Source organism: Streptomyces sp. NPDC001549, from assembly GCF_042894025.1.
In the GTDB taxonomy this organism is placed as follows: Bacteria; Actinomycetota; Actinomycetes; order Streptomycetales; family Streptomycetaceae; genus Streptomyces; species Streptomyces kutzneri.
This window is the reverse complement of sequence record NZ_JBIAVJ010000015.1, coordinates 143,030-169,967: the sequence shown is the minus strand read 5'-3', so window position 1 is coordinate 169,967 and position 26,938 is coordinate 143,030. Positions and strand designations below refer to the sequence as shown.

General features: G+C 67.8%; 26 protein-coding genes and 5 pseudogenes. 21 read left to right on the top strand and 10 right to left on the bottom strand.

What is annotated here, in order from left to right:
* The first annotated feature begins 33 nt into the window (after nt 1-33).
* The 3 genes from ACFY04_RS24290 to ACFY04_RS24280 all read left to right on the top strand — a co-directional run bounded on the left by ACFY04_RS24290 (nt 34) and on the right by ACFY04_RS24280 (nt 1,074).
* Nucleotides 34-438 carry a CBS domain-containing protein gene (locus tag ACFY04_RS24290; RefSeq protein WP_389119526.1) on the top strand — a complete coding sequence of 135 codons (405 nt, stop codon included), beginning with the start codon at nt 34-36 and terminating at the stop codon, nt 436-438.
* A gap of 49 nt (nt 439-487) precedes the next feature.
* Nucleotides 488-802: an SCO5918 family protein gene (locus tag ACFY04_RS24285; RefSeq protein ID WP_389119525.1), complete on the top strand. Its 315-nt coding sequence runs from the start codon at nt 488-490 to the stop codon at nt 800-802.
* Nucleotides 803-897: 95 nt separating this feature from the next.
* Nucleotides 898-1,074, top strand: a complete 177-nt coding sequence (locus ACFY04_RS24280) for a hypothetical protein (RefSeq protein ID WP_372499587.1) — start codon at nt 898-900, stop codon at nt 1,072-1,074.
* Nucleotides 1,075-1,131: 57 nt separating this feature from the next.
* On the opposite strand, the gene ACFY04_RS24275 is transcribed toward ACFY04_RS24280, so the two are convergent.
* Complete coding sequence (locus tag ACFY04_RS24275) at nt 1,132-1,536, bottom strand: ATP-binding protein (protein ID WP_389119523.1); 405 nt, start codon at nt 1,534-1,536, stop codon at nt 1,132-1,134.
* Between the two features lie 866 nt (nt 1,537-2,402).
* Between ACFY04_RS24275 and ACFY04_RS24270 the strand changes: the two genes are divergently transcribed.
* From ACFY04_RS24270 to ACFY04_RS24260, 3 genes are all read left to right on the top strand, one after another.
* Nucleotides 2,403-2,741, top strand: a complete 339-nt coding sequence (locus tag ACFY04_RS24270) for a helix-turn-helix domain-containing protein (protein ID WP_112452790.1) — start codon at nt 2,403-2,405, stop codon at nt 2,739-2,741.
* Nucleotides 2,742-2,989: 248 nt separating this feature from the next.
* A complete protein-coding gene (locus tag ACFY04_RS24265) occupies nt 2,990-3,193 on the top strand; it encodes a cold-shock protein (RefSeq protein WP_202202768.1) in 204 nt (67 codons plus the stop codon).
* 1,928 nt (nt 3,194-5,121) lie between these two features.
* Nucleotides 5,122-5,460, top strand: a complete 339-nt coding sequence (locus ACFY04_RS24260) for a MerR family transcriptional regulator (RefSeq protein WP_389119522.1) — start codon at nt 5,122-5,124, stop codon at nt 5,458-5,460.
* A 71-nt stretch (nt 5,461-5,531) separates the two neighbouring features.
* Here ACFY04_RS24260 and ACFY04_RS24255 read toward each other — a convergent pair whose 3' ends face one another.
* Nucleotides 5,532-6,668 (bottom strand): PP2C family protein-serine/threonine phosphatase, encoded by a 1,137-nt coding sequence (locus ACFY04_RS24255; RefSeq protein WP_389119598.1) that lies wholly within the window; start codon nt 6,666-6,668, stop codon nt 5,532-5,534.
* A gap of 300 nt (nt 6,669-6,968) precedes the next feature.
* On the opposite strand from ACFY04_RS24255, the gene ACFY04_RS24250 reads away from it, so the two are divergent.
* Nucleotides 6,969-7,346 (top strand): PRC-barrel domain containing protein, encoded by a 378-nt coding sequence (locus tag ACFY04_RS24250; protein ID WP_389119520.1) that lies wholly within the window; start codon nt 6,969-6,971, stop codon nt 7,344-7,346.
* Nucleotides 7,347-7,396: 50 nt separating this feature from the next.
* On the opposite strand, the gene ACFY04_RS24245 is transcribed toward ACFY04_RS24250, so the two are convergent.
* On the bottom strand, nt 7,397-8,182 hold the full coding sequence (locus ACFY04_RS24245) for a hemolysin III family protein (protein WP_389119519.1): 786 nt from the start codon (nt 8,180-8,182) through the stop codon (nt 7,397-7,399).
* A gap of 205 nt (nt 8,183-8,387) precedes the next feature.
* On the opposite strand from ACFY04_RS24245, the gene ACFY04_RS24240 reads away from it, so the two are divergent.
* On the top strand, nt 8,388-8,948 hold the full coding sequence (locus tag ACFY04_RS24240) for a hypothetical protein (protein ID WP_389119517.1): 561 nt from the start codon (nt 8,388-8,390) through the stop codon (nt 8,946-8,948).
* 95 nt (nt 8,949-9,043) lie between these two features.
* On the opposite strand, the pseudogene ACFY04_RS24235 reads toward ACFY04_RS24240, so the two are convergent.
* A pseudogene (locus tag ACFY04_RS24235) lies at nt 9,044-9,268 on the bottom strand (site-specific integrase); the annotation flags it as partial.
* Nucleotides 9,269-9,611: 343 nt separating this feature from the next.
* Nucleotides 9,612-9,884: an isoamylase early set domain-containing protein gene (locus tag ACFY04_RS24230; protein WP_257559284.1), complete on the bottom strand. Its 273-nt coding sequence runs from the start codon at nt 9,882-9,884 to the stop codon at nt 9,612-9,614.
* A 267-nt stretch (nt 9,885-10,151) separates the two neighbouring features.
* Between ACFY04_RS24230 and ACFY04_RS24225 the strand changes: the two are divergent.
* From ACFY04_RS24225 to ACFY04_RS24180, 10 genes and pseudogenes are all read left to right on the top strand, one after another.
* Nucleotides 10,152-10,343 (top strand): annotated as a pseudogene (locus ACFY04_RS24225) (CorA family divalent cation transporter); the annotation flags it as partial.
* 523 nt (nt 10,344-10,866) lie between these two features.
* A pseudogene (locus ACFY04_RS24220) lies at nt 10,867-11,030 on the top strand (diaminopimelate decarboxylase); the annotation flags it as partial.
* 531 nt (nt 11,031-11,561) lie between these two features.
* Nucleotides 11,562-12,641, top strand: a complete 1,080-nt coding sequence (locus ACFY04_RS24215) for a polyprenyl synthetase family protein (protein ID WP_389119515.1) — start codon at nt 11,562-11,564, stop codon at nt 12,639-12,641.
* Between the two features lie 114 nt (nt 12,642-12,755).
* Nucleotides 12,756-13,424, top strand: a complete 669-nt coding sequence (locus tag ACFY04_RS24210; RefSeq protein ID WP_389119513.1) for a methyltransferase — start codon at nt 12,756-12,758, stop codon at nt 13,422-13,424.
* Between the two features lie 47 nt (nt 13,425-13,471).
* Nucleotides 13,472-14,380: a UbiA family prenyltransferase gene (locus ACFY04_RS24205; RefSeq protein WP_389119512.1), complete on the top strand. Its 909-nt coding sequence runs from the start codon at nt 13,472-13,474 to the stop codon at nt 14,378-14,380.
* Entirely contained in the window at nt 14,377-15,720 is a 1,344-nt protein-coding gene (locus ACFY04_RS24200; RefSeq protein WP_389119510.1) for an FAD-dependent oxidoreductase, read from the top strand. Before ACFY04_RS24205 ends, ACFY04_RS24200 begins: the two co-directional genes overlap by 4 nt.
* 303 nt (nt 15,721-16,023) lie before the next feature.
* Complete coding sequence (locus tag ACFY04_RS24195) at nt 16,024-18,144, top strand: MMPL family transporter (protein ID WP_389119508.1); 2,121 nt, start codon at nt 16,024-16,026, stop codon at nt 18,142-18,144.
* A 943-nt stretch (nt 18,145-19,087) separates the two neighbouring features.
* Nucleotides 19,088-19,273: pseudogene (locus ACFY04_RS24190) on the top strand (CorA family divalent cation transporter); the annotation flags it as partial.
* A 311-nt stretch (nt 19,274-19,584) separates the two neighbouring features.
* Nucleotides 19,585-20,199 carry a DUF3995 domain-containing protein gene (locus ACFY04_RS24185; protein WP_389119506.1) on the top strand — a complete coding sequence of 205 codons (615 nt, stop codon included), beginning with the start codon at nt 19,585-19,587 and terminating at the stop codon, nt 20,197-20,199.
* 43 nt (nt 20,200-20,242) lie between these two features.
* The gene (locus tag ACFY04_RS24180) at nt 20,243-21,013 is read left to right on the top strand and encodes a transposase (RefSeq protein WP_389119505.1); all 771 of its coding nucleotides are present in this window, start codon (nt 20,243-20,245) and stop codon (nt 21,011-21,013) included.
* A 275-nt stretch (nt 21,014-21,288) separates the two neighbouring features.
* Here the strand turns inward: ACFY04_RS24180 and ACFY04_RS24175 are convergent, their stop codons facing one another.
* From ACFY04_RS24175 to ACFY04_RS24165, 3 genes and pseudogenes are all read right to left on the bottom strand, one after another.
* Complete coding sequence (locus ACFY04_RS24175; RefSeq protein WP_389119503.1) at nt 21,289-21,837, bottom strand: GNAT family N-acetyltransferase; 549 nt, start codon at nt 21,835-21,837, stop codon at nt 21,289-21,291.
* Between the two features lie 11 nt (nt 21,838-21,848).
* The gene (locus tag ACFY04_RS24170; protein ID WP_389119501.1) at nt 21,849-22,265 is read right to left on the bottom strand and encodes a hypothetical protein; all 417 of its coding nucleotides are present in this window, start codon (nt 22,263-22,265) and stop codon (nt 21,849-21,851) included.
* 326 nt (nt 22,266-22,591) lie between these two features.
* Nucleotides 22,592-22,795: pseudogene (locus tag ACFY04_RS24165) on the bottom strand (RHS repeat-associated core domain-containing protein); the annotation flags it as partial.
* Between the two features lie 34 nt (nt 22,796-22,829).
* Here ACFY04_RS24165 and ACFY04_RS24160 point away from each other — a divergent pair.
* Nucleotides 22,830-23,012, top strand: coding sequence for a hypothetical protein (locus ACFY04_RS24160; protein WP_389119601.1), 183 nt, complete (start codon nt 22,830-22,832; stop codon nt 23,010-23,012).
* A gap of 201 nt (nt 23,013-23,213) precedes the next feature.
* Nucleotides 23,214-24,455, top strand: coding sequence for an erythromycin esterase family protein (locus ACFY04_RS24155; RefSeq protein WP_389119500.1), 1,242 nt, complete (start codon nt 23,214-23,216; stop codon nt 24,453-24,455).
* Nucleotides 24,456-24,462: 7 nt separating this feature from the next.
* Here the strand turns inward: ACFY04_RS24155 and ACFY04_RS24150 are convergent, their stop codons facing one another.
* Nucleotides 24,463-24,996: a hypothetical protein gene (locus tag ACFY04_RS24150; protein WP_389119499.1), complete on the bottom strand. Its 534-nt coding sequence runs from the start codon at nt 24,994-24,996 to the stop codon at nt 24,463-24,465.
* A 417-nt stretch (nt 24,997-25,413) separates the two neighbouring features.
* On the opposite strand from ACFY04_RS24150, the gene ACFY04_RS24145 reads away from it, so the two are divergent.
* Complete coding sequence (locus ACFY04_RS24145; RefSeq protein WP_389119497.1) at nt 25,414-25,875, top strand: hypothetical protein; 462 nt, start codon at nt 25,414-25,416, stop codon at nt 25,873-25,875.
* Between the two features lie 40 nt (nt 25,876-25,915).
* On the opposite strand, the gene ACFY04_RS24140 is transcribed toward ACFY04_RS24145, so the two are convergent.
* Complete coding sequence (locus tag ACFY04_RS24140; protein ID WP_389119495.1) at nt 25,916-26,857, bottom strand: phosphotransferase; 942 nt, start codon at nt 26,855-26,857, stop codon at nt 25,916-25,918.
* Between the last annotated feature and the right edge of the window lie 81 nt (nt 26,858-26,938).

Here is a 26,938-nt window from a genome sequence, read left to right as displayed (position 1 = left end):
AGGAAACTGACCCATCTCTGCAGGAGGCAGATTTTGACGCTGGTCCAGATGCAGCCCCGCTCCGCGCATGCCGACCTCGTGCCCCGGACGGTGGACGACGCCATGGAGGCGGCCGGTCCGCAGGTCTGTGACGACATGACCGTCGAGGTGGCCCTGGCCGTCACGGCCAGTTCCCGCACGGACCATCTGCTCGTCTGCGACGAGGACGGCCTCTGCACCGGGCTGATCACGCGGGAGCGGCTCAGCGCCATCCGCGACAGCGCCGCGTACACCGACCGGCTCCGTCTGCGCGATGTCCTCGGCGACCGTGGGCCGTTCACCTCGCCCATGACCACGATGGCCGAAGCCGAGCACGCGATGCACTACCGCAGGCTCGCCGCCCTGCCCGTCGTCGATGAACAAGGCAGCGCTCTGGGCGTCCTCGCCCTCGCCCGCTGAACCACCTCACCGTGGCCGGACCCTTCCCCTCTTCACCCTGTGAGGCATCATGCGCTGTGTCATCGCCCGCTTCCCGTTCGACCTGACCAAGACGGGCGTCCTGGAGTCCATGAAGGGCATCAAGCCCGAGCAGGTCATCGGCGAGTCAGTGATCATCGGCCGCCGCACCTACCCCGTCAAGCAGGTCGGCCAGGTCCTCACCCGCCAAGACCGCCGCGACTTCAGCGCCGGCGAAGTCCTCCGCGCCATGACCCAGCTCGGCTTCACCTGCCGCGGAAGCCTCCCCCGAACCGCCGTGGCCACACGCGTACTCAGCCCCCTCCAGCGGGCCTCCGCGATGCTCGGCACCCCCGTCACCGCCTGACCGGTGGGCCCGGCGCATGCCGCCACCCGAACAGCGAAGAGGGCCCGACCGGCACGCGCCGGTCGGGCCCTTCGCATACCCACAGGGAAGCGCATTTGGGTGGGCCGCACTCCGGGCGGCCTGGCATCAGCGCCCTGATCGCCGCCCGCAACCGCGTACAGGCCGCCCAAGCCGACATCGCACTCGCCGCCGTCCCCGCCCACACGCTGCACGTCCTGCGGATCATCGGCCTGGACCAGACCCTCCGCCTCCTGCCCGGCACCGAGTCCTGACCGCCATGACTCCGCGCGGAGAGGCCCTGGATCGGCTACCCGACCGCAGGCTCGCGCCTATCCGCCGGTCCGACGGGGCAGGAGGGCGCGTACGGTCTTCCCGCCTTCAGGCGTGGGCGTGACGACGGTGGCGTGGGCCAGGTCGTTGACCATGTGCCAGCCGAACCCCCCGGTGCCGTCCACGAGGTCGGGGGTACGCATGCGCGGCGGGAGGGGACTGGAGTCCTCGACGGCGACCTCGATGGTGTCGGGGTGCACGGCCAGCCGGAGCGTGTAGGAGCCGCCGCCGTGACGCAGGGCGTTGGTGACGAGCTCGGAGACGACCAGGATCACGGTGTCGGCGTGCTCCGGCTCGATGGCCTGCTGCCCGAGGGTTTCGAGGAAGGACCGGGCGGCCTGGCGCGCCTCGGCGACGGCGGACAGAGAAGCAAGGGCTGTGCACTCGGCGCTCATCGTGGTCATCGCGCGCTCCGGGTCTGTTGTCGGTGTCCGGCCTTGCTTGCCCGGTCGTTGTTCCCTGACCCACGACTGTTCAACCTGACGGGACCCAATTACCTCAGCGACATGCACTCAAAAATCTATCTCGGCTGGAGTAGACATTGGGCTGTGGCGTAGTTATGGTTTCTCTCGTAACCCAGAGAGACAGTAGGGCCGGGCAGAGACGAACTGCCGGCAGTAGTACACGCAGAACCCGTAGTTGCAGTACGCAGGACGGTGCGGTGATGGAGTTCCGAAGCCAGGGCTGGTGCAGGACGGCGACGGGACTGAAGACCGGACCGGGTGGCCTGCAGTGATCAGGGGCCACCACAGGCAGTACCCAGCAGTGAAGTGAGTGAGCGGTACCTCGGTGAAGGCGTCGGCTGCGGGCGCGCGCACCGGGAAGTTCGGCAGTGGGGTTCTAAGCCAGAGCAGACGCAGGATGGGCGACGGGGCTGGCTGCCGAAACGTGGCGCTAGGTCAGGCCACGAGCAGTACCAGCGGTTCGCAGTACCAGCAGTAAGAGAAAGACCAGCAGTACGCAGTCCCCCGCTTTGCAAGTAGTTGACACCGAGGGATGAACGGAGGAGTTGAAGCGCCATCAGGATCGCCCGGACGTAAGTCTGAGTCCGGGTACCGCAGGACATCGATAGTGAGGTGGTCTCCGGTCAAGCAACCGCGATCCCCGTACTCCCGGCAGCATCTCGGCCGGGTCGGCGGAAACAGAAGGCCGGCGCAGTAACAGGGCCGGCAGATGGTGTGGCAGTTCCTTCGGGGCCCTGGTGTCGTACGCGCCAGGGCCCCTCCCCTCGTTCCGCCCCCTTCCTCCACCTGTTTCGCAGTGAGGTGCGATGACAGCAGACGACTCGTTCAGCCGTCTCGACGACGACGGCTACCCCGCCTACACGATGGGCCGGGCCGCAGAGATGCTCGGTACCACCCAGGCCTTCCTCCGCGCCATTGGAGAGGCCCACCTGATCACCCCGCTGCGTTCCGAGGGCGGCCACCGCCGCTACTCCCGCTCCCAGCTGCGTATTGCCGCCCGCGCCCGGGAACTCGTCGACCAGGGCACTCCGATTGAGGCGGCCTGTCGGATCGTGATGCTCGAGATCCGACTTGAGGAAGCTCAGCGCGTCAACGCCGAGCACCACTCCCCAGCGTCCGAAGGACGCCCGCGCACGGCGGCCTGAGGTGGACGTGCCCGCCGGTCGCGGTGGGCACTCCCGCCCGCGTGTGTCGGAGGTAGGACGCACCGTGCTCCCTATGGTGACGGGCCGTTGGGGGCGTGTAGCGTCTGCGTCAGCTGTCGTGGTTCGGAAGTCCCCTTTGCCCACGCCTTGGTGTGGGCGTTTTGCTGTGCAGTGCCGCAGGAACCAGGACGATCACCTCCGCCTTCCGCATGGAGCGGGAGGCGTTCATCGACTGGAAGGCATGAGACATGGCTACGGGAACTGTGAAGTGGTTCAACGCTGAAAAGGGCTTCGGCTTCATCGCCCAGGAGGGTGGCGGCCCGGACGTCTTCGCCCACTACTCCGCGATCAACTCCTCGGGCTTCCGCGAGCTCCAGGAGGGCCAGGTCGTCACGTTCGACATCACCCAGGGCCAGAAGGGCCCCCAGGCCGAGAACATCAACCCGGCCTAACCCTCCCCACCCCGCCCGCGCGGCCACCGCGATCGGCGCTCACCGCTGTCCATACAGCTCGCAGGCGCCCGAACAGCGGACGTCTGCGATGTCGGCGGGATCCGAGGAGTACTGGATCAGGGCCGCGCAGCGTTTGCTGCGCGGCCCTGATCCGCGTCTGGAGCGGGACCGACTCACGGGGAGGCAGACCGGCGACTGTCATCTCGGTGGAGGGCGGCGTGCGCTGTGTCCAAGGCCGCGCCCGGATGGTCCGCGCCTTGTACGCACGACTGGACCGGCTGGTCGGGCCCGTGGCCGGCAGGCCGTAGGGCCCGGGTCAGGGCCATGACGGTGAGCCCCGTGATTGCGTCAGGACGGTTCGGTCAGGACGTGATCGGCGTGGGCAAGCTCGGAGACGTGAGCGGCCGCCCCTTCCAGGGGCAGGAGAGGCCGCAAGGGGCAGGAGGCCGGGGTGCGGTCGTGATCGACTTCCCAGGTGGGGAAGGGTGCCGAGTGAGCACAGGTGGTGGACACGGCGTAGAGGGTGCCGGAACAGCCCTGGCACACCAGCGAGCCGTGGATCACGCGAGTACCTCCGTTCGAACCGACGCAGCTGCGCCGTCAGCAGGGTGGGGGTCCCCTGCCAGGTGCAGCTGCCGCAACGTGCTTTCCGTCTGGCGCCAGAAGTGCTCGGCAGAGACCAGACGCTGCCACAGCGGGTCAGGACAGCAGGGGACGGTGGCGCCTCGGGCCGCCCACTCCTCGGCCAGCCGCGCGTACAGGGGTGTGCTCTCGTCCGGGACCTCTCCACCGGCCTGCCCACCGGCGTGCGCCGGACTACGGGAAGGCCACCGGCGCAGCTGTTCCGGAAGACGGGCAGCGGCTCTGCGCTTACCGCTGCCGGCCTGAGCACTGCGGTCGAGGTATACCCAATGATCATCCGTCACGTTCGTCAAAACGATTCTTCCACCCCGTTGGACACCGTTTCCGGTTGGCGGCAACGGGCCCTCCTCCGCTCCCCTGGAGCGGCCGGGATCGGCAACCGCTCGCCGCACTGGCGTGGCGAACTCGGCGGCGCGTCCGGTGTCCAGGTCCAGCTCGGCAGCCTCAGGAAGCGGCCATGTTCGAGCCCGATTACCTCCTGACCAGCCAAGAGCAAATCTATATCGACTGGAGTAGACATTGGGCGATGGCGTGGCTATGGTTTCTCTCGTAGCCCAGCGAGACAGCAGGGCCTGGCAGAGACGAACTGCCGACAGTAGTACACGCAGTACCCGTAGTTGCAGTGCGCAGGACGGTGCGGTGGTGGAGTTCCGAAGCCATAGCTGGTGCAGGACGGCGACGGGACTGACGACCGGACCGGGTGGCCCGCAGTGATCAGGGGCCACCACGAGCAGTACCGCAGTTAACGCAGTGGCAGTACCTGTAAGTGCAGTTCTCGTAGGTGCAGTACCCAGCAGGTAAGTCAGTGAGCAGCACCTCGGTGAAGGCGTCGAATGTGGGCGCGCGCACCGAGAAGTTCGGCAGTGGGGTTCCAAGCCAGAGCAGACGCAGGACGGGCGACGGGGCTGGCTGCCGAAACGTGGCGCTAGGCCAGGCCACGAGCATCACAAGCAGTTAGCAGTACCGGCAGTACAGCAGTAAGCATCACCAGCAGTACGCAGTCCCCCGCTTGGTAAGTAGTTGATCACCGAGGGAAGAACGGAGGAGCTTAGCGCCATCAGGATCGCCCGGGCCGGCAGGTTGAAGCCCGGGTACCGCAGGACATCGTTAGTGAGGTGGTCTCCGGTCAAGCAACCGCGATCCCCGCACCCCGATCACGCATGAGTCGGGTCTGCGGACACAGAAGGCCGGCGCAGTATCAGGGCCGGCAGATGGTGTAGTAGTTCCTTCGGGGCCCTGGTGCCATAGGCACCAGGGCCCCTCCACGCGTTCCAGAAAGAGGTTCAATGACAGCAGACGACTCGTTCGGCCGTCTCGACGACGACGACTACCCCGCCTACACAATGGGCCGGGCCGCAGCGATGCTCGGCACCACCCAAGGTTTCCTCCGCGCCCTGGGCGAGGCCCGCCTCATCACCCCGCTGCGCTCGGACGGCGGACACCGCCGCTACTCCCGCTACCAGCTGCGCATCGCCGCCCGCGCCCGCGAACTCGTCGACCACGGAACCCCGATCGACTCCGCCTGCCGCATCATCATCCTCGAAGACCAACTCGAAGAAGCCCAACGCATCAACGCCGAATACCGCCGCGCCAGCGAATCCTCCGCTCCGCCAGCCTCGACCTAAGGTGATCGTGCCCGTTGGCATCGGCGGGCTCACGATCTTCTCGGCCCGCGGCTTGGACTCTGGACGGAGTGCTATTCGGGCGCCGAGGCTTCTGCGAGGTCCGCCCCGGCGTCAGCGCTGCGCGTGGCCTGGTGCGTACCGTGCCAGTCCAGGCACATGACCATCGCGTCGTCTTGGAGACGTCCGTCATGAGCGCGCAGAACCTCTGCGACCAGGCCGCGGGGGGCTTCACGTGGGTGGAGATCGCCTGTGCTCACGATCAAGGAGAACAGGTCGACATCCACGGCACGGCGCTCGAGCATGCCGTCGGTGAGCATCACGAGCCGGTCACCCGGCTGCAGGTCCAGCCGCTGCACCCGATAAGCGGTACGTGGCTGGATCCCAAAGGGTAGATCCACTTGGGGAACCAATTCCTCACCCTTTCCCTGCCTTAGTCGCAGCGGCCAGGGGTGCCCCGCGTTGACGAACTCGGTGGTCCCGTCGAGCAGGCTGACCCGCAGCAGCTGCCCGGTGCCGAAGCCCCGCCTGCCGTTGTCCACGATCGCTTGATTGGCCTCGACAGCCTGTTCTTCGAGATCGGCCCCGGCACGTCGCGCCCTGCGCAGGGCGCCCACGGCCAGGGTGGCGAGAAGCGCGGCTTCCACGTCGTGGCCCATGGCATCGGTGACGGAGAGCTGCATGGTGTCGCGGTCGACGACGTAGTCGAAAGTGTCACCACCGACGTGCGTCGCCGGTTCCAGTGGGCCGGCGACCGTGAACTGGGCCGCCTCACATGCCAGTGAGGCGGGGAGGAGCCGGTGCTGGATCTCGGCCGCCAGGTTCAGGGGACGGGTACGGCGGCCCCATTGGTAGACGTCGGTGAAGGACCGATTGGCGATGACGATGTAAGCCAGGGCGTGCGCAGTCGCAGCGATCTGCCTCATCCCGCCGTCGTCGGGACGGTCCGGCAGGAACAGTTCGACCAGACCGATGGCGTCGCCGCGGTTGGTGACGGGCGCCACCACCCTGACCAGACCGTCGCCCTCCAGCTGGACGGCAGGCCGTTGTGTGCGCAATACGTCCGCGTAGAGGGTGCCCGGCAGAGCGACGCGCTCAGAGGGCTCACTGGACTCGACGTCGTCGGCTGCCCCGAGCCGCACCACAGACGACCCGGTGAAGTCCACGATCAGGAACGTGACCGCAGCAGCGTTCAGGCGGCCCCTGAGCATCCGGGCCACGACATCCAGTGACTCCACAGAGGAGGCGGCTTCCGCTGCCGCGAGCGCCGCTACCGCCCGTGCTGCCGAGCTGGTTCACCCGACAAGCGGGCAGCGGCCCGTACTCGGGAAATGTCGCCGCCATCGCTGCCTGCGCTGGGAGCCACTGTCCGGCCACCGGCGTAGCGCGCACGCCCGGAGTGCTCTGCGGACTCGGTTGCGCGGCAAGCACGGGGGCATGCGGTCGGGCAGATGCGAACCGGTGGTGCACCGAGCCACCACGTCTGGTCGCCAAGTACGAGGAGACGGCCTGTGAGCGGAGTGTGGATGTATGCGCGGGACAGCGGTTACACGTCCGGGCAGTCACTGGTGGGGTTCACCGTGGAGGCCGCTGACGGTGCCATCGGGCACGTGGACCGCCAGCAGGACCAGTCCGGCATGCAGCACCTGGTGGTCGACACCGGCGTGTGGGTGTTCGGCAAGAGCGTCCTGGTCCCGGCCGGCGCCGTCACCCGCATCGATGCCGAAGCGCAGGCGGTGAGGGTCTCGGCCACGCAGGAAGAGATCAAGGCCGCGCCCCGGTTCACCACCGACAGCGAACCAGCCGAGCACGACTACCTGTCCGCGGTCGGCGACTACTACGTCTCCCTCCGCCGCCCGCTCGCGCCCGGACCCGATGCCGGTCGGTAACCCACCGGCCCCACGCAACTGGGCGGTCATGCATCGACCCGTCTTCGTGCTCAGTAGGCGGCGAGGGAGACGGCGATGTAGTGCGCGGTGAAGGCTGCCACGGTCAGGGCGTGGAACACCTCGTGGTATCCGAACCAGCGGGGTGAGGGGTCGGGGCGCTGGAGGGCGTACACGACGGCGCCCGCGCTGTAGAGCAGCCCGCCGGTCACGACCAAGGTGAGTACGGCCGCGCCGCCGCTGTGCAGGAAGTCGGGCAGGTAGCGCACCGGTGCCCAGCCCAGGGCCAGGTAGCAGGGCGTGTACAGCCAGCGGGGCGCTCCGATCCACAGGACGCGAAAGGCGATGCCGGCCAGAGCGCCCGTCCACACGATCCACAGGAGGACGGACCGCTGGTCAGGGGCGAGAAGGAGCACGGCCAGCGGGGTGCAGGTGCCGGCGATGATCAGGAAGATGTTGGCGTGGTCGAGGCGGCGCAGGACGGCCTCGCCGAGCGGTCCCCAGGTGCCGAGGTGGTAGACGGCGCTCGTCCCGAACAGCAGCCAGGCGGTGACCGCGTACACGGCGCAGGCCACGGTGGCATGCGGTGTTCCTGCCAGGCAGATGAGGACAATGCCTGCGGCCAGGGACGCGGGGACCATGCCGGCATGGAGCCAGCCTCGTAGCTTCGGCTTGATCGGCTCCGCCAGATCGGCCGCTCGCTCGAACAGGTCGGCAACCGGCTGGGAGGCCTCGCTTCCTCCATCCGTCGGTGTGGAGAGAACACTGCCGGCTTCGGCGTCGTCCCGGGACACTGCTTCCCCTCCTGACTCGGACTGCTGGGCATCACTGGCAACCATGAGTTCATGCTAGGAGCTGACCCGGAGCAGCATCACGTGAGGTGTGCCGAAGTCCGACGGCGCGGCCGGGTCATCCGGCTCGTCGCGTCGGTCCTGGCAGTCTTCCGCCAACTGGGTCCGTGGCACTCGTGTAATTCGGCGGGCCAGGGGAACGATCTGGGCTTCCGAACGGGCCTCTCCGCTCTCCTACGTTCAAGGACCGCCGATGCTTCCCGAGTTCCGCTCCCACGCGTCCGCCCCCCTTTCCCATCAGCTGGAACAGCGGCTGGGGCTGGATCCACGTCTCGAAGCCGGCCGCATCGACGTGGAGCGCGTCGGGGACATCGCCGTCGTCGCATCGGCACACTCCGACGGATACGTGGCCACCGCTCACCTCCTCGGTCTACTGGCCGCGCTCCCCGCCCCCACCGCGTCCGGAGAGCACTTCTGGTCGGAACTGTGGAGGTCCTCGGGCTCCCTCTACCTGCTGCCCGCCAACATCAAGACATTCGTGCTGAGTTCGCTGGCCGGAGAAGGCACCGGTCTGGCCGGGCAGATCCTCTCGGCTGTCGACGAGATGACCCCGCCCCAGCGCGTCGCAGCCGGAGAGGTCATCGGCCAGGCAGTCGCCGAGTCCGACCACCTCCCCGACCTCAAAACGCAGGTCATCGGCGAGCTGTGGCTCCGCGACCTCGAACTCACCGCCTGGCGCGTCCTCCACGCGGACCACAAATCAGCCGATCCGTCCAGGCGGGAGGCGTTCTTCGACGCATGGACGAGTGTCTGATCCGCAAGGTCACCCGTGCCGTTCGACCCCGACCGCACCTGAAGGACCGGTGAGGGGAGGGATCCTGACTCCTCCCTCCCCTCACCCCTCAACCGTCAGGCGCCCCTTGTCGCCCGCCGCACCGCTCCCTTGTCGCGGGCAGCGCGCACCCGGGCGTCAATACCGCCGGCGACCTCCTGCTGACGTTCATCGTCGGAGTGCTGGTAGATCATCGCGGCCTTCTCCGAGGACTGCCCGGCACGGACCATCGTGTCCTTGAGGGTCGCGCCGGACTGGGTGGAGAGGGTGTGTCCGGTGTGGCGCAGGTCGTAGAAGCGGAAGACCGCCGAACGCGACAGCTTCCGCGCGGCGCCCAGGCATCCACGGTCGTGATCACGATCAAGAAGTCAGATATGGGAGCAACGTACCCACCTGATGGGACGTTGGTCTGGACACCCGAAGGTCCCGTTGAACGGTGGCGCCAGGCCGCGCAGTCCCGCAGATCATGGGACTGACCGCGCAGCGGTCATTCAGAGGATGTCTGGACCCGGCCCGCCCAGAGTGAGCTTGGCAGTAAGGCCCGTTGATCATTACTGCACGGCGAACGCGTTCGCCCGGGCCCGGCCATGGCGGCGTGTGTCGGCGGTCAACGGCGCGGGCCCTACCGGGTCGCTGCTGGGGTCATCAGGTGTGCAGACGGCTGTTGGGGCCGTCCTGGTCGCCGGCACTCTCGTCGTTGAACCAGTAGTCACCGGCGGCCAGGTACCGGAACGAATGCGTGCTCTTGCTCGGCAGCTGGACCGTGACCGCCCGCTTCCCGTCTTTGCGGGGCCGCAGGGTGTGGGTACCAGGCTGCCAGTCGTTGAAGTCGCCCACCACGCTGACCGGGCCGGGCGGGGTGTCGGCGGGCAGGACGAAGGTGACTTCCGTGCGGTCCTTGCGCAGCGTGTGCTCCAGTCGCGCTTCCGCTGCGGGCTGCTCAGTTCCCTCTTCCTACGCCGCGTAGCCCTCCCTGCCGCCGCAATCACGGCCCCAGCCAGCGGCGATCCACCGTCAGAAGCTGCCTCCGCTGGGGGGAATCTGGGGGGAATGAGGCCTCGTTGGGGGGCGGCTGGGGGGAATCGGCTGTATATACGGGCAGCAGGGTGAAAGACTCAGAAAGGTCGATCGCTGCAGGTCAGACCGCCTACGTAGGGAATTTCCGCAGGTCAGCGGCATGCGGGTGACAACTTCAAGAAGATTTCCTCATGGGCTGCCATTTTGTTTGCACCCACACTCGTCGGAACCATCTACGGCATGAACTTCGAGTCCATGCCCGAGTTGGGGTGGACCTTCGGATACCCCCTCGCGATCTGCCTCATGGGGATGGTTTGCATCAGTTTGTACGTGATTTTCAAGCGCCGGGACTGGCTCTAAGCCTCTCGCATCACGCTCAGCCATCCTTCGCACTTCGCTTTCGCATCACTCACAGATCGACCCAGAAGCGGCCGTGGGGGGTCTCTGGGGGGAATAGATGCGGGTGATCTCCTCACCTTGCCTGAGCGAGGCCCCTGACCAGGCCTTTTGTGGCATCGACAGGCTCTGGGGGGAATCTGGGGAGAATCGACTGACAGCCTGCGCGTCGCGTCCGCCGCAACGGGCCCGTCCGAGTTCGCATGGCTCCGGCCGGGGAACTGCTGGCGGCCGAGGACGGCCTGGACCAGACCGAGGCGACGGCAGGACTGAAAACGTTGCCGGTCGCATGCGGCGGCCGTCGATACGGGATCTCCGATGCGGCCGGGAGACGGCGACAAGGCCCTCAGGCACGTACTCGGCAGCGGGCCGCGCAGGGGCCCGCACCTCGCCGCCACGAGCGGGCTTCAGTCGCCTGACGGTTCGACGCATTCCCTCAGCGCTAAGGCCGGCGGGGCCGAGATGAGGGTGGAGGCGATGCCGGTGAAGGCGAGGAACGGCCGGCCCACGTAGGACGACCGCCGTCGGCCGGCACTGCGAGGCCGGCTACAATCTCGTCGGCCGCCCCCGGTCGTCGCGGTCCGTGAGGGCACCGCCCGGCTCCTCGTACGGCGCGAGACGCTGGAGGACTTCCGCTGCCGGGACATCGGCGACTTCGATCACCATCGCCGCGATGACCGCCCGGACTCCGACGCCAAGCAACCACAAGGTATCCAGGACCGCGCCGGAGGCCCCCGTCCATCGAGGCGATTTCGGACTGCAAGTCCCGCCGTCGCAGACGCCGTGCGGGAGTTCTTCGTGAGCTGGCAGGACCAGCTTCCCTTCGCGCGGAAGTATGCGGTGACCTGCGGCGACTGGTGCGCAGCAGTCGCCATCGCGGGCAGTGCAATGGCGCCTGTGGGGGGGATCGGCGGGAGCCAGCCCTCGTTGGCTCCCGCCGATCACCCGTCCGAATGACTGATTGTCACGCTTCGTGTCCGGACTGATACGGTGCGAATGTGTACGCGTGATCAGCAGTCGGCTTCGCGGCATCGTTTGCGGTCATGGTTTTCGACACAGCGAAGCCTGATCGGTCCCCTCAGCCGCGATGTGACCGGCAAGCGAACAGTGGTTCCGGCGTTCACGAGGACGGGCGTCTTGCCGCACGCCCGTCTCGTCCGTGTGCCCACCTGGAGGATTTGCATGTCGCTTTTAACATCCCACGGCACCGTACGAGCGGATGCACATGCGCCGTGGGACTGTTCGGCGGTTGATGGGTTGCTTGCACGGTTCCTCGCCGACAAGGAGCAGGCATCGGGCGGTCCTGAAATCGCGATGTTCGTGGAACTGCTGGAAGGGTTCCTGTCGGGCGGCAAGCGGCTGCGCCCGCTGCTGTGCTATTACGGCTGGCAAGCCGCAGGTGGGCACGGCGGCACCAACGCCGTGACTCATCTGGGCGCCGCATTGGAGCTGTTCCACGCCGGCGTTTTGATCCATGACGACGTCATGGATGACAGCGACGTCCGGCGGGGCCGCCCGACGGTGCACCGCAGGCTCGCCGGAAGCCATGCCCGGCATGCCTCGCCTGACCGTTTCGGCGTGAACGTGGCGATCCTGCTGGGTGATCTCGCGCTGTGTTGGTCCTACGACCTGCTCCAGGTCGCCGAGCTGGCCACCCCTCAGGCAGGAACGCTCAGGGCCCTGCTGGACGCCATGCGCATGCAAGCCATGACCGGCCAGTACCTCGACATCCTCGCGACGGGAAGCTCCGCCATCGCAGTCGAGGAGGCACTGGCCATCTGCCGTGCCAAGACCGCCCGTTACACCGTGGAGTATCCCTTGCTGGCCGGTGCGCAGCTGGCAGGCGCCGATCAGGGCATGCTGGCCGCGTGCAGCGCCTACGGCGTTCCGCTCGGTGAAGCCTTCCAGCTCCGCGATGACCTGCTCGGGGTCTTCGGCGAACCGGGAACCACCGGCAAATCCGATCTCGACGATCTGCGTGACGGCAAGCACACCGTGTTGCTGGCCATTGCCAGGCAACGTGCCGACTCGGTCCAGGCCGGCGCTCTGCGCGCCCTGATCGGGAACCCCGGTCTCGACCGTACCGGTGCCCAGGACGTCCGCGACATTCTCGTCGCCACGGGAGCACGCGACGCCGTCGAAGACATGATCGACCAACGCCGGCTGCGTGCCCTGGCTGTTCTCGACAGCTTTCCTTTCCCGGCTGCCGCGGCCGCATCCCTGAGGCATCTGGCCGACATGGCCACCCGCCGCGACCACTGAACAGGCCCTCACCCCGAACAAGGAACTGTCATGGCAAGTCGGCATGTCCCCTCAGTCCTCGCCCCCGCTGCTACGCCGGGTGATGACTCCCTCTTCGATGTCGGCCTGCAGCTGGTGGAGCGGCACGACGGAGGAAGGAAGCCGCAGCAATTCGAGATGCAGGGGTTGCGGTGGGATCTCATTCCCCAGGTGTTCGCTCCGATCCACACCGACTCCACCCGGCTGTTCACCCAATGGCTGCCGTTCCCCGTAGGGGGAAGCTTTCTGGAAGTAGGCTGCGGAGCCGGCGTGACCGCGGTGATGGCGGCGCTGGCGGGGTGCTCGCGGGTCACCGCGGTGGACATCAACCCCGAGGCGGTGCGCAACACCGAGCTCAACGCCGCCCGCCACGGTGTGACCGACCGGATGAACGTGCTGCACAGCGATCTGTACGACGCCCTAGCGCCCGGTGAACAGTTCGACGTGGTGTTCTGGAACTCCAACGTCATCTGCGCCCCCGAGGAGTTCGTCTACACACGCCCCATGCAGCACGCGATCTTCGATCGTGGCTACGCCACGCACCACAGGTACCTGCGCGAGGGCCTGGCACGACTGACCGATTCGGGTCGCCTGTTCCTGGGGTTCAACAGCCTCGGTGACCCCGGCCGGCTGAACTCACTGGCCGCCCGGTGCGGTGTGCGGCTCACGGAGCGGGAACGGACGACCCGCCGGGCTGGTGACGTCCCAGTGACGTTCCAACTGCTTGAGGCCGTCGGCGTCCGCGATGAGCGGAGGAGCGCGTGACCGCCACGCAAACGCCGGTCGCCGCCTCGATCAGGCCCCGGCCCAAAATGATCAGCTACCTCAGGCTCGCCAAGGCCCGGGTGTACCACTACGTCTATGGCTGGGCCCTGGGGCTGCTGCTCCTGCGATCGGACGGTTTCCTGAGCGGCGGCACGCTGCTCGCCATGGCTTTCATGCTTGTCGGCACGCTGGCCATCCAGTGGAGCGCGTCAGCCGCCGACGACGTGAGCGGGTTCTTGAACGGCAGTGACGCCCGTAACTACGCGGGACGGCCACTGGTGACGAGGGTGAGGAAACCACTGCTCACCGGTGCTCTGACCTCGCCGGAGGCGATCGGGTTCGCCGTCGTGACGTGGATTGGCGGAATGCTCACGATCTCGCTTGCCGCCGGCGTTCTGGACTGGCGGGTTCCCTTACCGGCCATGGTGGTCGCCTTCGGTGTGCCCGCCCTCGCTGTCCAGTACTCCTGCGGCATCAAGCTGAGCTACCGGCCCTTGGGCCTCGAGTCGACGATCTTCTTCACTGGTGTCTGCACCGTACTCGTGCCCTACTGGTTCGCCGCCGGAACCGTCAGCCGTGAGACGCTCCTCATGAGTGCGTTGTTCGGACTGTGGTTGCTCCTGGTGGTGTCGTACGGGAACGCCTCCGACCGGGCAGGAGACGCTGCCGTCTCCCGGAAAACCCTTGCCGTCGTCCTGCCACCCCTGGCGTTCGCCGCCGTACTTCATGTGCTGGTCGCGGTCAATGCCGTACTGCTTGTTCTGCTCTTCACCACGACACGGCTGAACGCGGGATTCATCGTGCTCAGTGCTCCAGCGGTAGCACTCCAACTCGCCCAGCTGTACTACGGGGTGTACCGCCACGAGTTGCGCAAGGCCCGGTTCCTCGTGCTGATCTCCATCGACCTCGGGTTCCTCGGCCTCGCCACCGCGCTCCTGACGGGGCGCCCCTCATGAACCAAAGCGTCGGCGACCGGGCTGTCGTGCTCGGAGGAAGCATCGCCGGAACGTTCTCGGCCAGGGTCCTCTCAGAGTTCTACCGTGAAGTCATCGTCGTTGACCGCGACCGGGTGGTCAGCGTGAACCGGCCCCGGCGCGGCGCTCCCCATGCCGGGCATGCCCACGGACTGCACGCCCGCGGCTGCCTCATCCTGGAGGAACTCTTTCCCAACCTGCTTCGGGACATGCTGCACGCAAAACTTCCAGTGGGGGATCTGGGCGAGCAGCGCTGGTACTTCAACGCCCGGCCGTTCCGGTCCACGCGGACCGGCTTGCCGTCCGTGACCGCCCAGCGGCCAGTGTTGGAGGAGTACTTCCGCGACAAAGTCGCCGCGCTGCCCAACGTCACTTTCCTGGAGCGGACTGACGTTCTCGGCTTTCTCTCCACACCGGACGGCAGACAGGTGACCGGGGTCCGGCTGCGTTCGACGGCAGCGGATGCCGGAAGCGCATTCAATCTCGACGCGGATCTGCTCGTCGATGCCACCGGCCGCGGATCGCGCACGCCGGTATGGCTGGAGGAGCTGGGGTACGAGCGACCGGTCGAGCAGCGGATGACGATCGGCCTGGCCTACACCACACGGCTCTACCGACGCCGCCCGGACATGCTCGACGGTACGCAGTTCATCAACTGCATCGCATCACGCGAGTTCCCGCGAGGGGCGTTCTTCGGTCAGGTCGACCGCAAAACCTGCATCGTGTCGCTGACCGGCATCCTCGGCGACCATCCACCGACCGATCCCGGCGGATTTCTCGCATTCGCCAGGTCCCTGCCCGTCGCTGACGTCTACGAGCAGATTCGGCACGCCGAGCCGCTGAGCGACCCGGTCTGCTTCCGCTTCCCGGCGAGCGTGCGCCGACACTACGAACGGCTGCCTCGCCTTCCCGAGCGGCTACTCGTGCTCGGCGACGCAGTGTGCAGCCTCAACCCCAACTACAGCCAGGGCATGACCGTCGCGGCCATGCAAGTGATGGCCCTGCACCGGCACCTGTCACGCGGCACGCCGAGCACCATCGCGTTCATGCGCGACGTCGGGCGGATCGTAGACCAGCCGTGGTTTATCTCGACGACCAGCGACCTCAAGTACAACGGAATGGCAGGGCGTCGTGGGCTCACCGCGCGGATGGGGAACGCGTACGTGACGCGGTTGCATCATGCGGCGGCGAAGGATCCCGCCGTCACGAATGCCTTGATGCGAGTCGCAGGGCTGATCGACCGGCCGACCGCGCTCATGCGCCCACGCGTTCTCCTCGGGGCACTGCGACCTCAGAGACCGGGGACAGGGCCCGTCGAGTGACCGGACCGCCCACCGCTGCGATGCCAACCGACCTGGCCGGACCAGCGCGCGGCCAGCACCTCCACGGTCCGGGGATGACCGGCCGCTTCCTTACGGCGTTCGCCACCTCGGCCGGCTCCCCCTTGGCCGCCCAGCCACCAGGTCACCGGCCGCGTCGCGACGGCTCATGCTCCGCGGTACCCGCCTGCCTGTGCTGCGCTGGCCCGGCCGGACCAGCCAGAGCAGAACAGGCAGAACAAGGCACGTACCGGGCCGACAACGTGATCGTTGGACAGGGCCTGCGACACACCAGGGAAGGCGCGGATGAAACCGTCGAGACGACGAGCCTGGCTGACCGTGGTCCTGGCGATGCTGGCCGCGGTGTGCGCCGGTGTCCTGGCGCCGACTGCGATGGCATCGCTGACCACCGGCGGCTCGGTGGCCACCGGGATCGAAGCAGTGCACGCCCAGCGGCGGGCCGAACGGCTGGGTGTTCCCTCTCCAGACCTGTTCCTCGCCCTGTCCCCCACCGGAGCGCACCCGGCGCAGCCGCCTTTGGCAGACGGCGTCGTGGCAGTGGCCGCAGCCCTGGCCGGCGACCGCGAAGTGGCCGGCGTATGGACCCCCACCGCGCGCGACAACACGTGGTTGCGCTCCCGGGATGGCAAGACCATGCTGGTCGCCGCCCGTTTGAAGAAGATGGACGGGCAGCCCCCGCCTGATGTCTCCCGCCTGATCAAAGCCGCCCGCACGGCGGCCGGCGGCCTGCGGGTGGAAGCCAGCGGTCCAGCTGCCGCCAACGAGGAAATCGACGAAACAAGCGCACGCGACCTCATGCGGGCAGAGCTGATCACAGCTCCCGTACTGTTCCTGCTGCTGGTCTTCGCCTACGGCTCCCTGGTAGCCGCCCTCCTGCCGGTCCTGGTGGCCGTGCTGGCAGTCGGCTGCACCATCCCTGTGCTGGGACTGCTCGCCCAGGTCACCGAAGTCTCCTGGGCAGCGGTCAACGCCGCCTCGGCAATCGGCGCGGGACTCGCAGTCGACTACAGCCTCTTCCTCCTGGCCCGGCTCCGCGAGCAGCGTGCACAAGGCGACAGTGCACAGCGAGCGCTGTCCGCCGCGCTGCACTCCACCAGGCGGTCCATCGTCTTCTCCGCCGCCGCGATCACCGCCTGCCTGGCGGCCGCACTGGTGGTGCCCGTACCGGTACTGCGCGCCCTGTCCATGGCGGGCATGATCGTCGCGATCCTGTCCGCCGCCGTTGCCCTGCTAGTGCTACCTGCTCTCCTGCGTCTGCTCGGCCCGCACACCTACGCTTTCGACCCCTTGTCCCGGTGGCGACGCACCCACCACGAGAACGGCAGCAACTTCTGGCGGTCCACCGCCCGCACGGTCACCACACGTCCCCTGCTCACCACCGCTCTCGCGGCCGTCCTGCTGGGAGTGATCACCCTGCCGCTTGGCCACGCCCGGCTCGGCCTGGCGGACGAGCGCACTTTGCCGCCCTCCGCCCCGGCGGCGGCCGCCGCCCAGCACGTGAGGGACGCCTTCGCCGCCCCACCCGAACGGCTGCTGACCTTGGTCGTCACCGGCCCCGAGACCGCCCGAGGCCTGCCCGCCTACACGCAACGGCTGGCCCGCGTCCCCCACATCATCGGCGTCCGCATCGTGCGCCCCGCCCAGCCCGCGAACGGACCCAGCCACAGCGGGCGCCCCTCTCCCGCCGCCGTGCTCCTGCTCGCCTCCGCCGCAGACCCCGGCACCGAGCAGGCGGCAGCAGTCGTACGGGCCGTACGCGCCACAACCGCACCCGGGGCCGTCCTGGTGGGCGGCCGGGCCGCAGAGGCCACCGACACCATCACGGCCATCCGCAACACCTTGCCCCTGTGCTTCCTCCTCCTGGCCTGCGCCCTCCTGACCCTCCTCGCTGCCTACACCCGCACGATCATCGCTCCGATCAAAGCCGTCCTGGTCGCCGTGGCCAGCCTGGGAGCCAGCCTCGGCATCCTGGTAGTCCTCTTCCAAGACGGCCACGGCCGCACCCTGGTCGGCAACTTCACCGTGACAGGAACCCTCGACACCCCCATGCTCCTGTTCACCCTCTTCGTCACCCTCGCCCTGTCCATCGACTACGAGATCTTCCTCCTCGGCCGCATCCGCGAGGAATACGACCGCACCGGCAGCAACCGCACCGCCATCATCGACGGCATCGCCCGCACCGGTCGCCTCGTCAGCAGTGCCGCCGCAGCCCTCGCCCTGTCCGCCGCAGCCATGGGCACCTCAGACGTCAGCCTCCTCAAATTCACCGGCCTCGGCATCGCCATCGGCGCCCTGGTCGACGCCGTTCTCGTACGCGGCATCCTCGTCCCTGCCGTCATGGCAGCACTCGGCCCCGCCAACTGGTGGACACCCGCACCATGGCGAAAACCCGTCACCGCCTCCTGAACGGCGCTGATCAGCCGGACCGGACGGGGCGAACCCAGCACGTCGGCGTTGTGGTCCCACGAGAGGTCGCGCAGCCACCGCTGGGAGATGCAGGTCAGGTCGATGTAGCTGAAGCGGTGGGGGAAGCGCACCCCAAAGTGCTCGGTCTCGATGTAGCTGGCATCCCCTGGAAGTGAGACCGGCTCATCTCGCGCGCCTCCGCCTCCTGCCACTGCTCGGTGTGCACTGAGCACATCGCGTAGCGCCCCAGCGGGGCCGCGCGCAGTCGAAGTCCGTGCAGCTCCACGGGTAGACCACACACCGTGCGCAGAGAGGCGTCGAACACCGGGTCGTGGAGGTCGACGTGGCCGTAGACCTCGTCGACCATCGCCGCCGAGCCCAGCCGCCCGCGTCCCGGGCGATCAGGTAGCCACAGCGACGCTCACAACTGAGGCACGTTGATCCGTTCTCCTGTGAATCCGGAGACAGCGGCACTATGTTCATGCTCTCGACGGTGAGGGGGAGTGCATGGGCCCTGACGACGTGATGATCGATGCCCTGGCCGACAAGATTCTTGACGGAAGGGTCGGAGGCGCCATCCGGGCACTCCCCGTCGACGGCTGAAGTGGTGGGAACTCTGGCAGCGTACGACGCCGGCCCCGAGCAACAGCAGACTCGCTGAGCTCCTCCAGGCCCGCCTTGCCACCTGCTCCCGCCCCGCCGCCACTCCCCTGAGTAGCCTGTCGTGAGCGACATTGGACAGCCCCTGACCTGCGGCGCCCCTCTTGGCGAGACGGTGTCCGCTGGGGGGAATCTGGGGGGAATGAGGCCTCATTGGGGGGCGGCTGGGGGGAATCGACTGCATATACAGGCAGCAGCATGAAAGGCTCGGAAAGGTCGATCGCTGCAGGTCAGACCGCCTACGTAGGCAATTTCCGCAGGTCAGTGGCGTGAGGGTGACTACTTCAAGAAGATCTCCTCCTGGGCCGCCATCCTGTTCGCACCCACACTCGTGGGAACCATCTACGGCATGAACTTCGAAGACATGCCGGAGCTCAAGTGGGCCGGCGGCTACCCCTTCGCGATCGTCCTGATGGCGGTGGTCTGCACGAGCCTCTACGTCATCTTCAAGAAGCGCGACTGGCTGTAGCAGGCGGTGCCGAACTTCAGATCAGCTTCGCAACAGCGAACGCTGTAGAGCCGCTACCCCAGGGCCCTAAGGGCTTGCAGAGAATTAACCTGGGTGTTTCAGCTCTTGACAGACCAGGTCATGCAGGGCGTTCGATCACAGGTTGATTCTCTGCAAGCCCTAAGGTCTGTCCCGTAACTGATCTTCGAGGGACTTCGAGTCGTTGCTGCCTGTCAGTCGCCAGCGCGATCAAAGGTGGCTCCCCCGCGCGGGGGAGCGTGATCGTTCGCCAGGACGACGCCCTGTCGTAGAGGTTCAGCAACGGTGGAGTTGTGACGATCAAGCATTCTTTGGACGATACAGTCCGTCCGCCCCTGAGCTGGGCGCTCCGCCTCCATCTGGGCAGGTGGCCCGGGTTCACCGTTGCGGCATGGGGGTTCCTGTTCGCGGTACCCAGCTTCGTCTGGGCGTTGGGAGGCACCTTCGGTGTGCAGGCGACGGTGGCTCCGCCGCTGGTGAAGCTTGCTCATGACCGGGTGACGTGGTTCCTGGCAGTCTTGTGGGTGACCGGTTTCCTGAAGCTCTTCGGAGTGCTGGTCGGTATCGGTTTGACGCGCCGTCGCGGCAAGTGGACCGGTCGATTGATGGTGCTCTGTGGCGGCGGCGCGACAGTGCTGCTCGTCTGGCATGGATGTCAGTTCGTGATCCACGGAGTGCTGGTTGAGGCTGGGGCGCGCGCTGTGGCGCCTGATCTGGTCGGGTTGACCCGCTGGTACCTCTACCTGTGGGGGCCGTGGTTCATTGCCGGTGGCCTGGCCTTTGCCGCCGCCGCCACGCGCTACGTCCGCCGCCACGATGGCCGGCGTCGGGTGAGGCTTTACGGCTCTGCGGGGGCGCTGGGCGCGTTGCTCCTGTCTTTGGCCTCGGTAGTCACCGGGATTGGTTGACGGCTACCACGCAGTTGCCGGTCACGGGTGAAATGATCATGTGATGGCTGGTGTGATCACGGCGTCGGAACCGTCCTGGATAGCCCCGTTCACCGGGCTGAACCCGCGCGCCTTCGGGAAGCTGGTGACAGTTCTGCGGCGCAAGGGTGCGGACGCGGTCCGCAAGGGCCGGCCGTGGAGCCTTCCGCTGGAGGACCGGGCCCTGCTGGTCGCGGCCTACTGGCGCACGAACCTGACGATGCGGCAGCTCGCCCCGCTGTTCGGAGTCTCCAAGTCGGCGGCGGACCGCATCATCGACCACTTGGGGCGGATGCTCGCGCTCCAGCCCCGCAAGCGGTTCGCCAAGGACACCGTGCTGATCGTGGACGGCACCCTGGTGCCTACCCGGGATCACAGCATCGCCACGCGGTCGAAGAACTACCGGTACTCCACCAACCACCAGGTCGTCATCGACGCCGACACCCGCCTGGTCGTCGTGGTCGGCCGGCCCCTCGCCGGAAACCGCAACGACTGCAAGGCGTGGGAGGAATCCGGCGCCAAAGCCGCCGTCGGCAAGACACTCACGATCGCCGACGGCGGCTACCCGGGCACCGGACTCGTCATCCCGCACCGCCGCAAGCGCGGCCAGAGCGAACTACCGACCTGGAAAGAGGAACACAACAAGTCCCACAAACAGGTACGCGCCCGCGTCGAGCACGTCTTCGCCCGCATGAAGACCTGGAAAATCCTCCGTGACTGCCGCCTGAAAGGTGACGGCGTCCACCACGCCGTGCTCGGCATCGCCCGGATGCACAACCTCGCCCTCGCCGGATAGGTCAGAGGCCGCAGGGCAGCCGCTATACCCAGGGGGATCGAAGATCATTTACGGGACAACCCTTAGGGCTTGCAGAGAATTAACCTGGGTGTTTCAGCTCTTGACAGACCAGGTCATGCAGGGTGTTCGATCACAGGTTGATTCTCTGCAAGCCCTTAGCGAGGAAGTGCTCGGCGATCGCAAGATGGGTAAACCTGAAGGAGAGTTCCTCGTCCGACCATTCTGCGCGGGATCCCTATCCCGGGCCGCAGGTCCCACTCGCAGGCAGACTGCCGCTACCCGAGGGTGCGGAGCATGGTGGTGTACACGGGGGCGTCGGGGAACGGCTGCTGGTCGCCAATGTGGTGGTATCCCCAACTCTCGTAGAGAACCTTCACCTTCGGGTGTCCGGGCTCGACGAGCAGAGTGACGCGTTCCTCCGCCCGGCCGGCCAGCAGTTCCTCGTGGATGCGGTATGCCAGGCCGGTACCCCTCCAGGGAGCACGGACCATGATCTCGAAGAGGGCGAGGGTGCGGGTGCCGTCCTCGGTGGTGTCCGCCTCGGGGAGGGGCTGGAGCATGTGGGCCCACCAGCCGGTGTTCTGGGGTAGGGCGGCCGCGTAGGCGTAGCCGGCGGCCTCGCCACCGTCGTAGGCGACCACGGCCTCCCAGGAAGGGCGGGAGGAATGCCCATTGAGACGGCCCTCGAAGCGGCCGACGGAGAAAAACGGGTCCTCGCCGATCTCCTTCTCGTACACCTCGGCGTACACACCGACCAAGGTGGGGCGGATGGTGGGCAGCTGGTCGGCGCCGTAGCGGTGGAGGGTGATCTCCGAGGCGGGCATGGTGCTCCTTGTCACGTTCGCCCCGCGCCGTCGACCACGCGGAACCCCCGGGCGCTCAACGCAGCCTTGGAGACGGCGCGCAGGGTCGGCAGGTCCTCAGCCGGCATCGAGAATCCGTGGCTGCCGGCATGCTCGACGAATTCCGCCGGAAGTTCGAGGTTGTACCGCTCAACGTAAGCGGCGAGGTCCACTCGCCAGACGAAACGGCCGTCCGACAGCAGCGACGATCCGCCGGGCACGCGGAAAGCGCCCCCGATGACATCAATCGTCAACTCCATGATGTCGAAGATCGGATGTCCGGAGTCGAGGTACCGCTTCATCTCCGCCTTCGGATAGGGCGCCTGATCACGCACCTTGTCCCCGATGGGTTCACGGAACACGGCATCGTTCTCCGGGTCCATCTCCCGGTAGAAACCGATCATTTCCATTCGGGTCATCCTCCTTCCAGCACGGGGAGGAATACCCTGCAGTAGCCGCCCTTGTCGATCTGTGGCGTTTGCCCCGGCCCCCGGTCTTTCGACGCCGGCGCGGGGGTCCGTCGGCGCGCGCGCGGTGGTTCCGATCACGTCGGCGATGCGCTGGGCGATCCAGGGATCGTCCGAACCCGAGTGGCACACCATGAGCCTGAGAGGTCCACCATTGTAGTGGGGATGTTCGTCACGGCGTCCACCAGCTGGCCCGCGTCGGTCGGGCCGTGGGTCACCGGATCGCCCGCGGGAATCCGGTTGTCCTCCATGCAGTCCATGGCGCGGTGGCAGGGCGACAGCCCCAACGGGTCGGTCAGCCGGTGCCGATTGCCGACGTACGCGACGGGGTTGGGCGCCGGGGTGACGCCCAGCGGGTCGGGGGAGGCGTAGCGTCCCGACTCCGGGTCGTAGGAGCGGAACCGGTTGTAGTGCAGCCCCATCTCGGGGTCGAAGTACTGTCCGGGGAAACGGAGCGGCGTCCATCGGCGGGCCCCTGCTGTGGCCGGCCGCCGAACCCTGGCCGATGTGCGCCGAACCGGACTGGCTGTAGCCGGCGAGCGGGAATCACTGATCAAGTTCACCACGGCAGACATCACCGAGAGTGCCGGGCAACACCGGGCGGCGGACGCGGCGATCAGCTGGATGACCCCGCCCGGCTACGTCCGCCGCACCCTGCTGCCCGCCATGGCGAAGGGCGCGGCTGGCTGAATACGATCGGGCGGGGGTGGACGAAGTTGTCGTCGACGTCGCGGGAGTGTATTCCGAGCATGGCCGACCGGACGCCGTGCGGGACCTCCAGGAGATCCTCGCGGCCTGCCGGGAGGCGACGAACTGACCCATGAACGGGTGCGAGAGGCCGGGGCACGCCCGCGCGCCGCCCTGCCGCACGCGGGGAGGAGAGGCAAGACGGTGCCCGACGACATCGCCCGATGGCTGAACGAGCACGCCAACCCCTTGAGCACCCTGACCCCCGGCGCGCCCGTGGAGGACCTGAAGGCCCTGGGCGAGGCCCTGCGGGGGACTCGGATCGTCGGTCTGGGGGAATCCACCCACGGCACGGGCGAGTTCTTCCGGCTGAAGCACCGTATCGTGGAGTTCCTGGTCCGTGAGGAGGGGTTCACCACCCTCGCCATGGAGACCAGCCAGTCCGCCGCCCGCGCGCTCGACGCGTACGTGCGGTACGGCACGGGCGCCCCCGAACGGCTCGTCGCCCGGCTGGGCTTCTGGACCTGGCGCACCCGCGAGATGGTCGACCTCGTCGAGTGGCTGCGTGCCCACAACCGCGACCTGCCCGAAGAGCGCCGGACCCGCTTCGTGGGAACGGACCCCCAGCTCTGCACGGACTCGGTCGAGGCCGTCGCCGCCTTTCTGCGCCGGACGGCGCCCGATCAGGCCGGGCGGGTGAGCGCCTTGGACGTACTGGCCCGGGCCCGCCCGGGCTCGCTTCCGGACCCGGACAAGGCCCTGATGCGGCGCGCCGAGGAGATCGCCCGCCTCGTCGCGGACCACGTCGAGCGGTCGGGTCCCGGCGACGACGCCGACGGGGCTCTGGAACACGCGCGGATCCTGGTCCGCGCCGCCGACCTGGTGACCCGGCCCTTCGGGGCCTCGGCCGGCGAGGAGGGCGTGTACGCCGCGCGTGACCGCTACATGGCCGAGGCCGTCGCACGGCTCGTGGACGACGACCCCGAGGCGCGCGTCATGGTCTGGGCGCACAACGGGCACATCGCGAAGGGCACGTACGGGGAACAGGTGCCGGCCCTCGGTAGCAGACTCCGCGAACGGTACGGCGACGCCTACTACGCGCTGGCCCTCCTCTTCGGCAGGGGCTCCTTCCTGGCCCGCCGCGGCAACGATCTTCAGAACCCGCCGGCGCGCCACCGCATCGGCACCGGCTTCCGCTCCCTGGAGGCCTGGCTCGCGGACGCCGTACCCGGCGACTACTACGCGGACCTTCGCACCGCGGTTTCGCACGCCGGCGCCGCGCCCTGGTTCCACGCCCCGCACACACAGCGCAGCTTCGGCGCCAACGTCCAGCGGTTCTTCTACCGCTTGAACACGGCCCCGCTCGTCCCGGCCGAGGATTACGACGGCATCGCGTTCGTAGCACGCTCGACCTGCTCCCACCTGCTGCCCCCGACGGAGGGCTGAGGCTCTTTCACGGCCACAGGTCGAGCGCGGCGTTCAGAGTGAGCTGCCACATCGGTTCGGCGCCTGTGCCGAATGCCGCGGCGAGCCCGTACCCCACGGACGCGTCATAAGGGTCCCGGGCACGCTCGGACCCGCTCGCCGCCCCCCATTCGGCCGACACGCGCCCGTCGCCGCTCGACGTGAAGACGCCGAGCAGCCGCTCGTCCCGCAGCAGCCGACTGGTGCCGAGAGAGTCCGGAACCAGCAGATAGCGGCATTCCCGCGCCCCGGAGACGACCTCGACCCGGTACGAGCGCCGGGTCAGGAATCCCTTGGAGGGCCGCAGGGTCTCCTCTGCGCCGTCGACGAGCAGAGTGAGGTGCTCGGGGTCGCGCGTCCCGATCGGCACATGGCTCTCCGGCAAGGTGTGCGGGGCCCGCCGGATCTCGACCGGCGGCAGACCGTCCCCGCTCACGCCCAGCGTCCCGGCCTCGTGGTCGAGTTCGATCCGGACCGCGCCGAAGAGCGGATCGTCGGCGGGCACGTACGCGTACGTATTCATCGGGACCCTTGCCTCCTGCTCACCGTGGTGATCGTCTTCCCCCAGTCTCGGCCGGACGCGGAGGGCCGGTTCCCTTTCCGGCCAGAGGCGGGGCGGTGGGCGGGGGCGGGGGCAGGGGCAGGGGCGGCGCCACGGCCGGGGCGTCCGGGGGAAACGAGCGAGTACATCCACGGCCTGCACCGTGATGCCGGATCCGGGCGCTGTTCAACCCGTTCCCGCGAGACCCGCGGCCATGTGGCATTCGGCCCGTTCCCGTTCGACCGTCACCACTACGATGACGCCTTGCGGGCCCTGAGCACGGTGATGGCTCCGACGTCGACGGGACACGCGCGCATGAGCGTTACCGCGCGCTGCCTGCTGAGCTGAAGGACGGGGAAGCGGTTCGTGGAAAGGTTCGAAACAGCGAGTCTGGCGCTCATGCCTGGCCAGAAGGTTCAGGCCCGGGTCCTCAGCCATCACCCATGGGGTGTGCTCGTCGAGATCGCCGGTTACGAGAACGCCGGCCTGTCGGCCTCTATCGACATGATCCAGCAGTTCTCCCGGACCACGAGCAGCCATGACGAACTCCTCGCGCTCTTTCCACCCATCGGTTCGCAGATCGATGCGGTGATCGAGCAGATCCACCGCTGGCATCCGCCGGTGTCAGTGCGGCTCAGCATTCGGCCTGCCGACCTGGAGTCACTGGCCTGGGGCTGCGACTTCTGTGGTGAACAGATCACGATGAGCCCAGGTGGAGACGCGCTCGTCCTGGACTCGCGGAGCAACGACGGCCCAGGAAGCCACACCGTCATCTGCCACCGGCACTGCCTGGCCGAGCGGATCCACCCGGAGAACTCCGGAGAGCGTGCGCGAGCTTTGAAGATCGGGAAGATGTGCTGAAAGTCGTACGGTCCGGGCCCATCTGCCTGCCTACTTCTGGCTACTTGAGATCCGCGATGTCCGCGACGCGCGCACACCACCATGCGAGGCCGTCGACCTCATCGGCCCGCCGACGCGAGTCCGGATGCTCCAGGGCATCGAGCGCCTTGCTCCACCCGAACCACACGAGGGTGGCGAGCAACGCGAGACGCAGTGCGACCGGATCGAACCGGCGGCCGGCGACCCTGGAGTATTCGGCGAGCAGCCAGTCCCGGTCCACCGCGGAGTCGCGCAGCCCGCTCGGCAGGAACCTCACGATGTCAAGGACCGGCGGGCCGATGAACGCCTGACCCCAGTCGATGAGAACAAGCCTGTCACCTTGCCGCGCCATATTCACCGCAGCTACGTCGCCATGGCAGAACGTCGACGGCCGGCTCTCCAGCGCACGGGCGAGCGGTCCCGGGTGTTCGACGAGTTCGGTCACCGCATCCGCGACCGCGGCAGGGCACAGTGTCCGGAAGGCCGCCCACCCGCGTTCGACATCGGTCAGGAGGACGGCGGCCGGGTCGACCGTGCGTATGCGGCTCGGCGCGAAGGTGTTGACGACGTTCTCCAGGGGCGTGACCGGCACGCTCGGCCGCAGTTGCGCCGCATGCAAGTCGTTCACCCGCTCCACGAACCATCTCGCGTCCGCAGCGGTGAACGTGTAGCCCCACCCGAGGATCGACGCGCCGAGATCGTCCATCACGATCGTCGAGCCGCCGTCATCGTCGAGCCAGCCGCCGATGACCGCTGTCGCGATGCCGGCTGGCAGACCGGACAGCACCCCCGACTCCCACAGAACGTACTCCAGGCTGGCCGGGTGTCCCAGTAAGCTCTGGAAGAGGTCGGTTCTCGGTGTGGAGTGCTTGACGACAACCGGCCGCCCGTCCGTGAGCGTGCCACGCAGGAGGGATGCGCCCGACATCCCGACGTGGCCGTCGAGAGAGCGAAGCGCGGCCAAGTCACCTGGCCTGAGGCGCGAGTTGGGCAAGGAGTCTGACTCCTGACTCGTCGGAGTGGGTCATCAACCGAACGGGAGCAT

Coding starts and splice junctions, on each gene's coding strand:
- ACFY04_RS24285 (WP_389119525.1), top strand. CDS start 488: ATGCGCTGTGTCATCGCCCGCTTCCCGTTCGACCTGACCAAGACGGGC.
- ACFY04_RS24275 (WP_389119523.1), bottom strand. CDS start 1,536: ATGACCACGATGAGCGCCGAGTGCACAGCCCTTGCTTCTCTGTCCGCC.
- ACFY04_RS24270 (WP_112452790.1), top strand. CDS start 2,403: ATGACAGCAGACGACTCGTTCAGCCGTCTCGACGACGACGGCTACCCC.
- ACFY04_RS24265 (WP_202202768.1), top strand. CDS start 2,990: ATGGCTACGGGAACTGTGAAGTGGTTCAACGCTGAAAAGGGCTTCGGC.
- ACFY04_RS24260 (WP_389119522.1), top strand. CDS start 5,122: ATGACAGCAGACGACTCGTTCGGCCGTCTCGACGACGACGACTACCCC.
- ACFY04_RS24255 (WP_389119598.1), bottom strand. CDS start 6,668: ATGCTCAGGGGCCGCCTGAACGCTGCTGCGGTCACGTTCCTGATCGTG.
- ACFY04_RS24245 (WP_389119519.1), bottom strand. CDS start 8,182: ATGGTTGCCAGTGATGCCCAGCAGTCCGAGTCAGGAGGGGAAGCAGTG.
- ACFY04_RS24240 (WP_389119517.1), top strand. CDS start 8,388: ATGCTTCCCGAGTTCCGCTCCCACGCGTCCGCCCCCCTTTCCCATCAG.
- ACFY04_RS24215 (WP_389119515.1), top strand. CDS start 11,562: ATGTCGCTTTTAACATCCCACGGCACCGTACGAGCGGATGCACATGCG.
- ACFY04_RS24205 (WP_389119512.1), top strand. CDS start 13,472: ATGATCAGCTACCTCAGGCTCGCCAAGGCCCGGGTGTACCACTACGTC.
- ACFY04_RS24200 (WP_389119510.1), top strand. CDS start 14,377: ATGAACCAAAGCGTCGGCGACCGGGCTGTCGTGCTCGGAGGAAGCATC.
- ACFY04_RS24195 (WP_389119508.1), top strand. CDS start 16,024: ATGAAACCGTCGAGACGACGAGCCTGGCTGACCGTGGTCCTGGCGATG.
- ACFY04_RS24180 (WP_389119505.1), top strand. CDS start 20,243: ATGGCTGGTGTGATCACGGCGTCGGAACCGTCCTGGATAGCCCCGTTC.
- ACFY04_RS24175 (WP_389119503.1), bottom strand. CDS start 21,837: ATGCCCGCCTCGGAGATCACCCTCCACCGCTACGGCGCCGACCAGCTG.
- ACFY04_RS24170 (WP_389119501.1), bottom strand. CDS start 22,265: ATGGAAATGATCGGTTTCTACCGGGAGATGGACCCGGAGAACGATGCC.
- ACFY04_RS24150 (WP_389119499.1), bottom strand. CDS start 24,996: ATGAATACGTACGCGTACGTGCCCGCCGACGATCCGCTCTTCGGCGCG.
- ACFY04_RS24145 (WP_389119497.1), top strand. CDS start 25,414: ATGCCTGGCCAGAAGGTTCAGGCCCGGGTCCTCAGCCATCACCCATGG.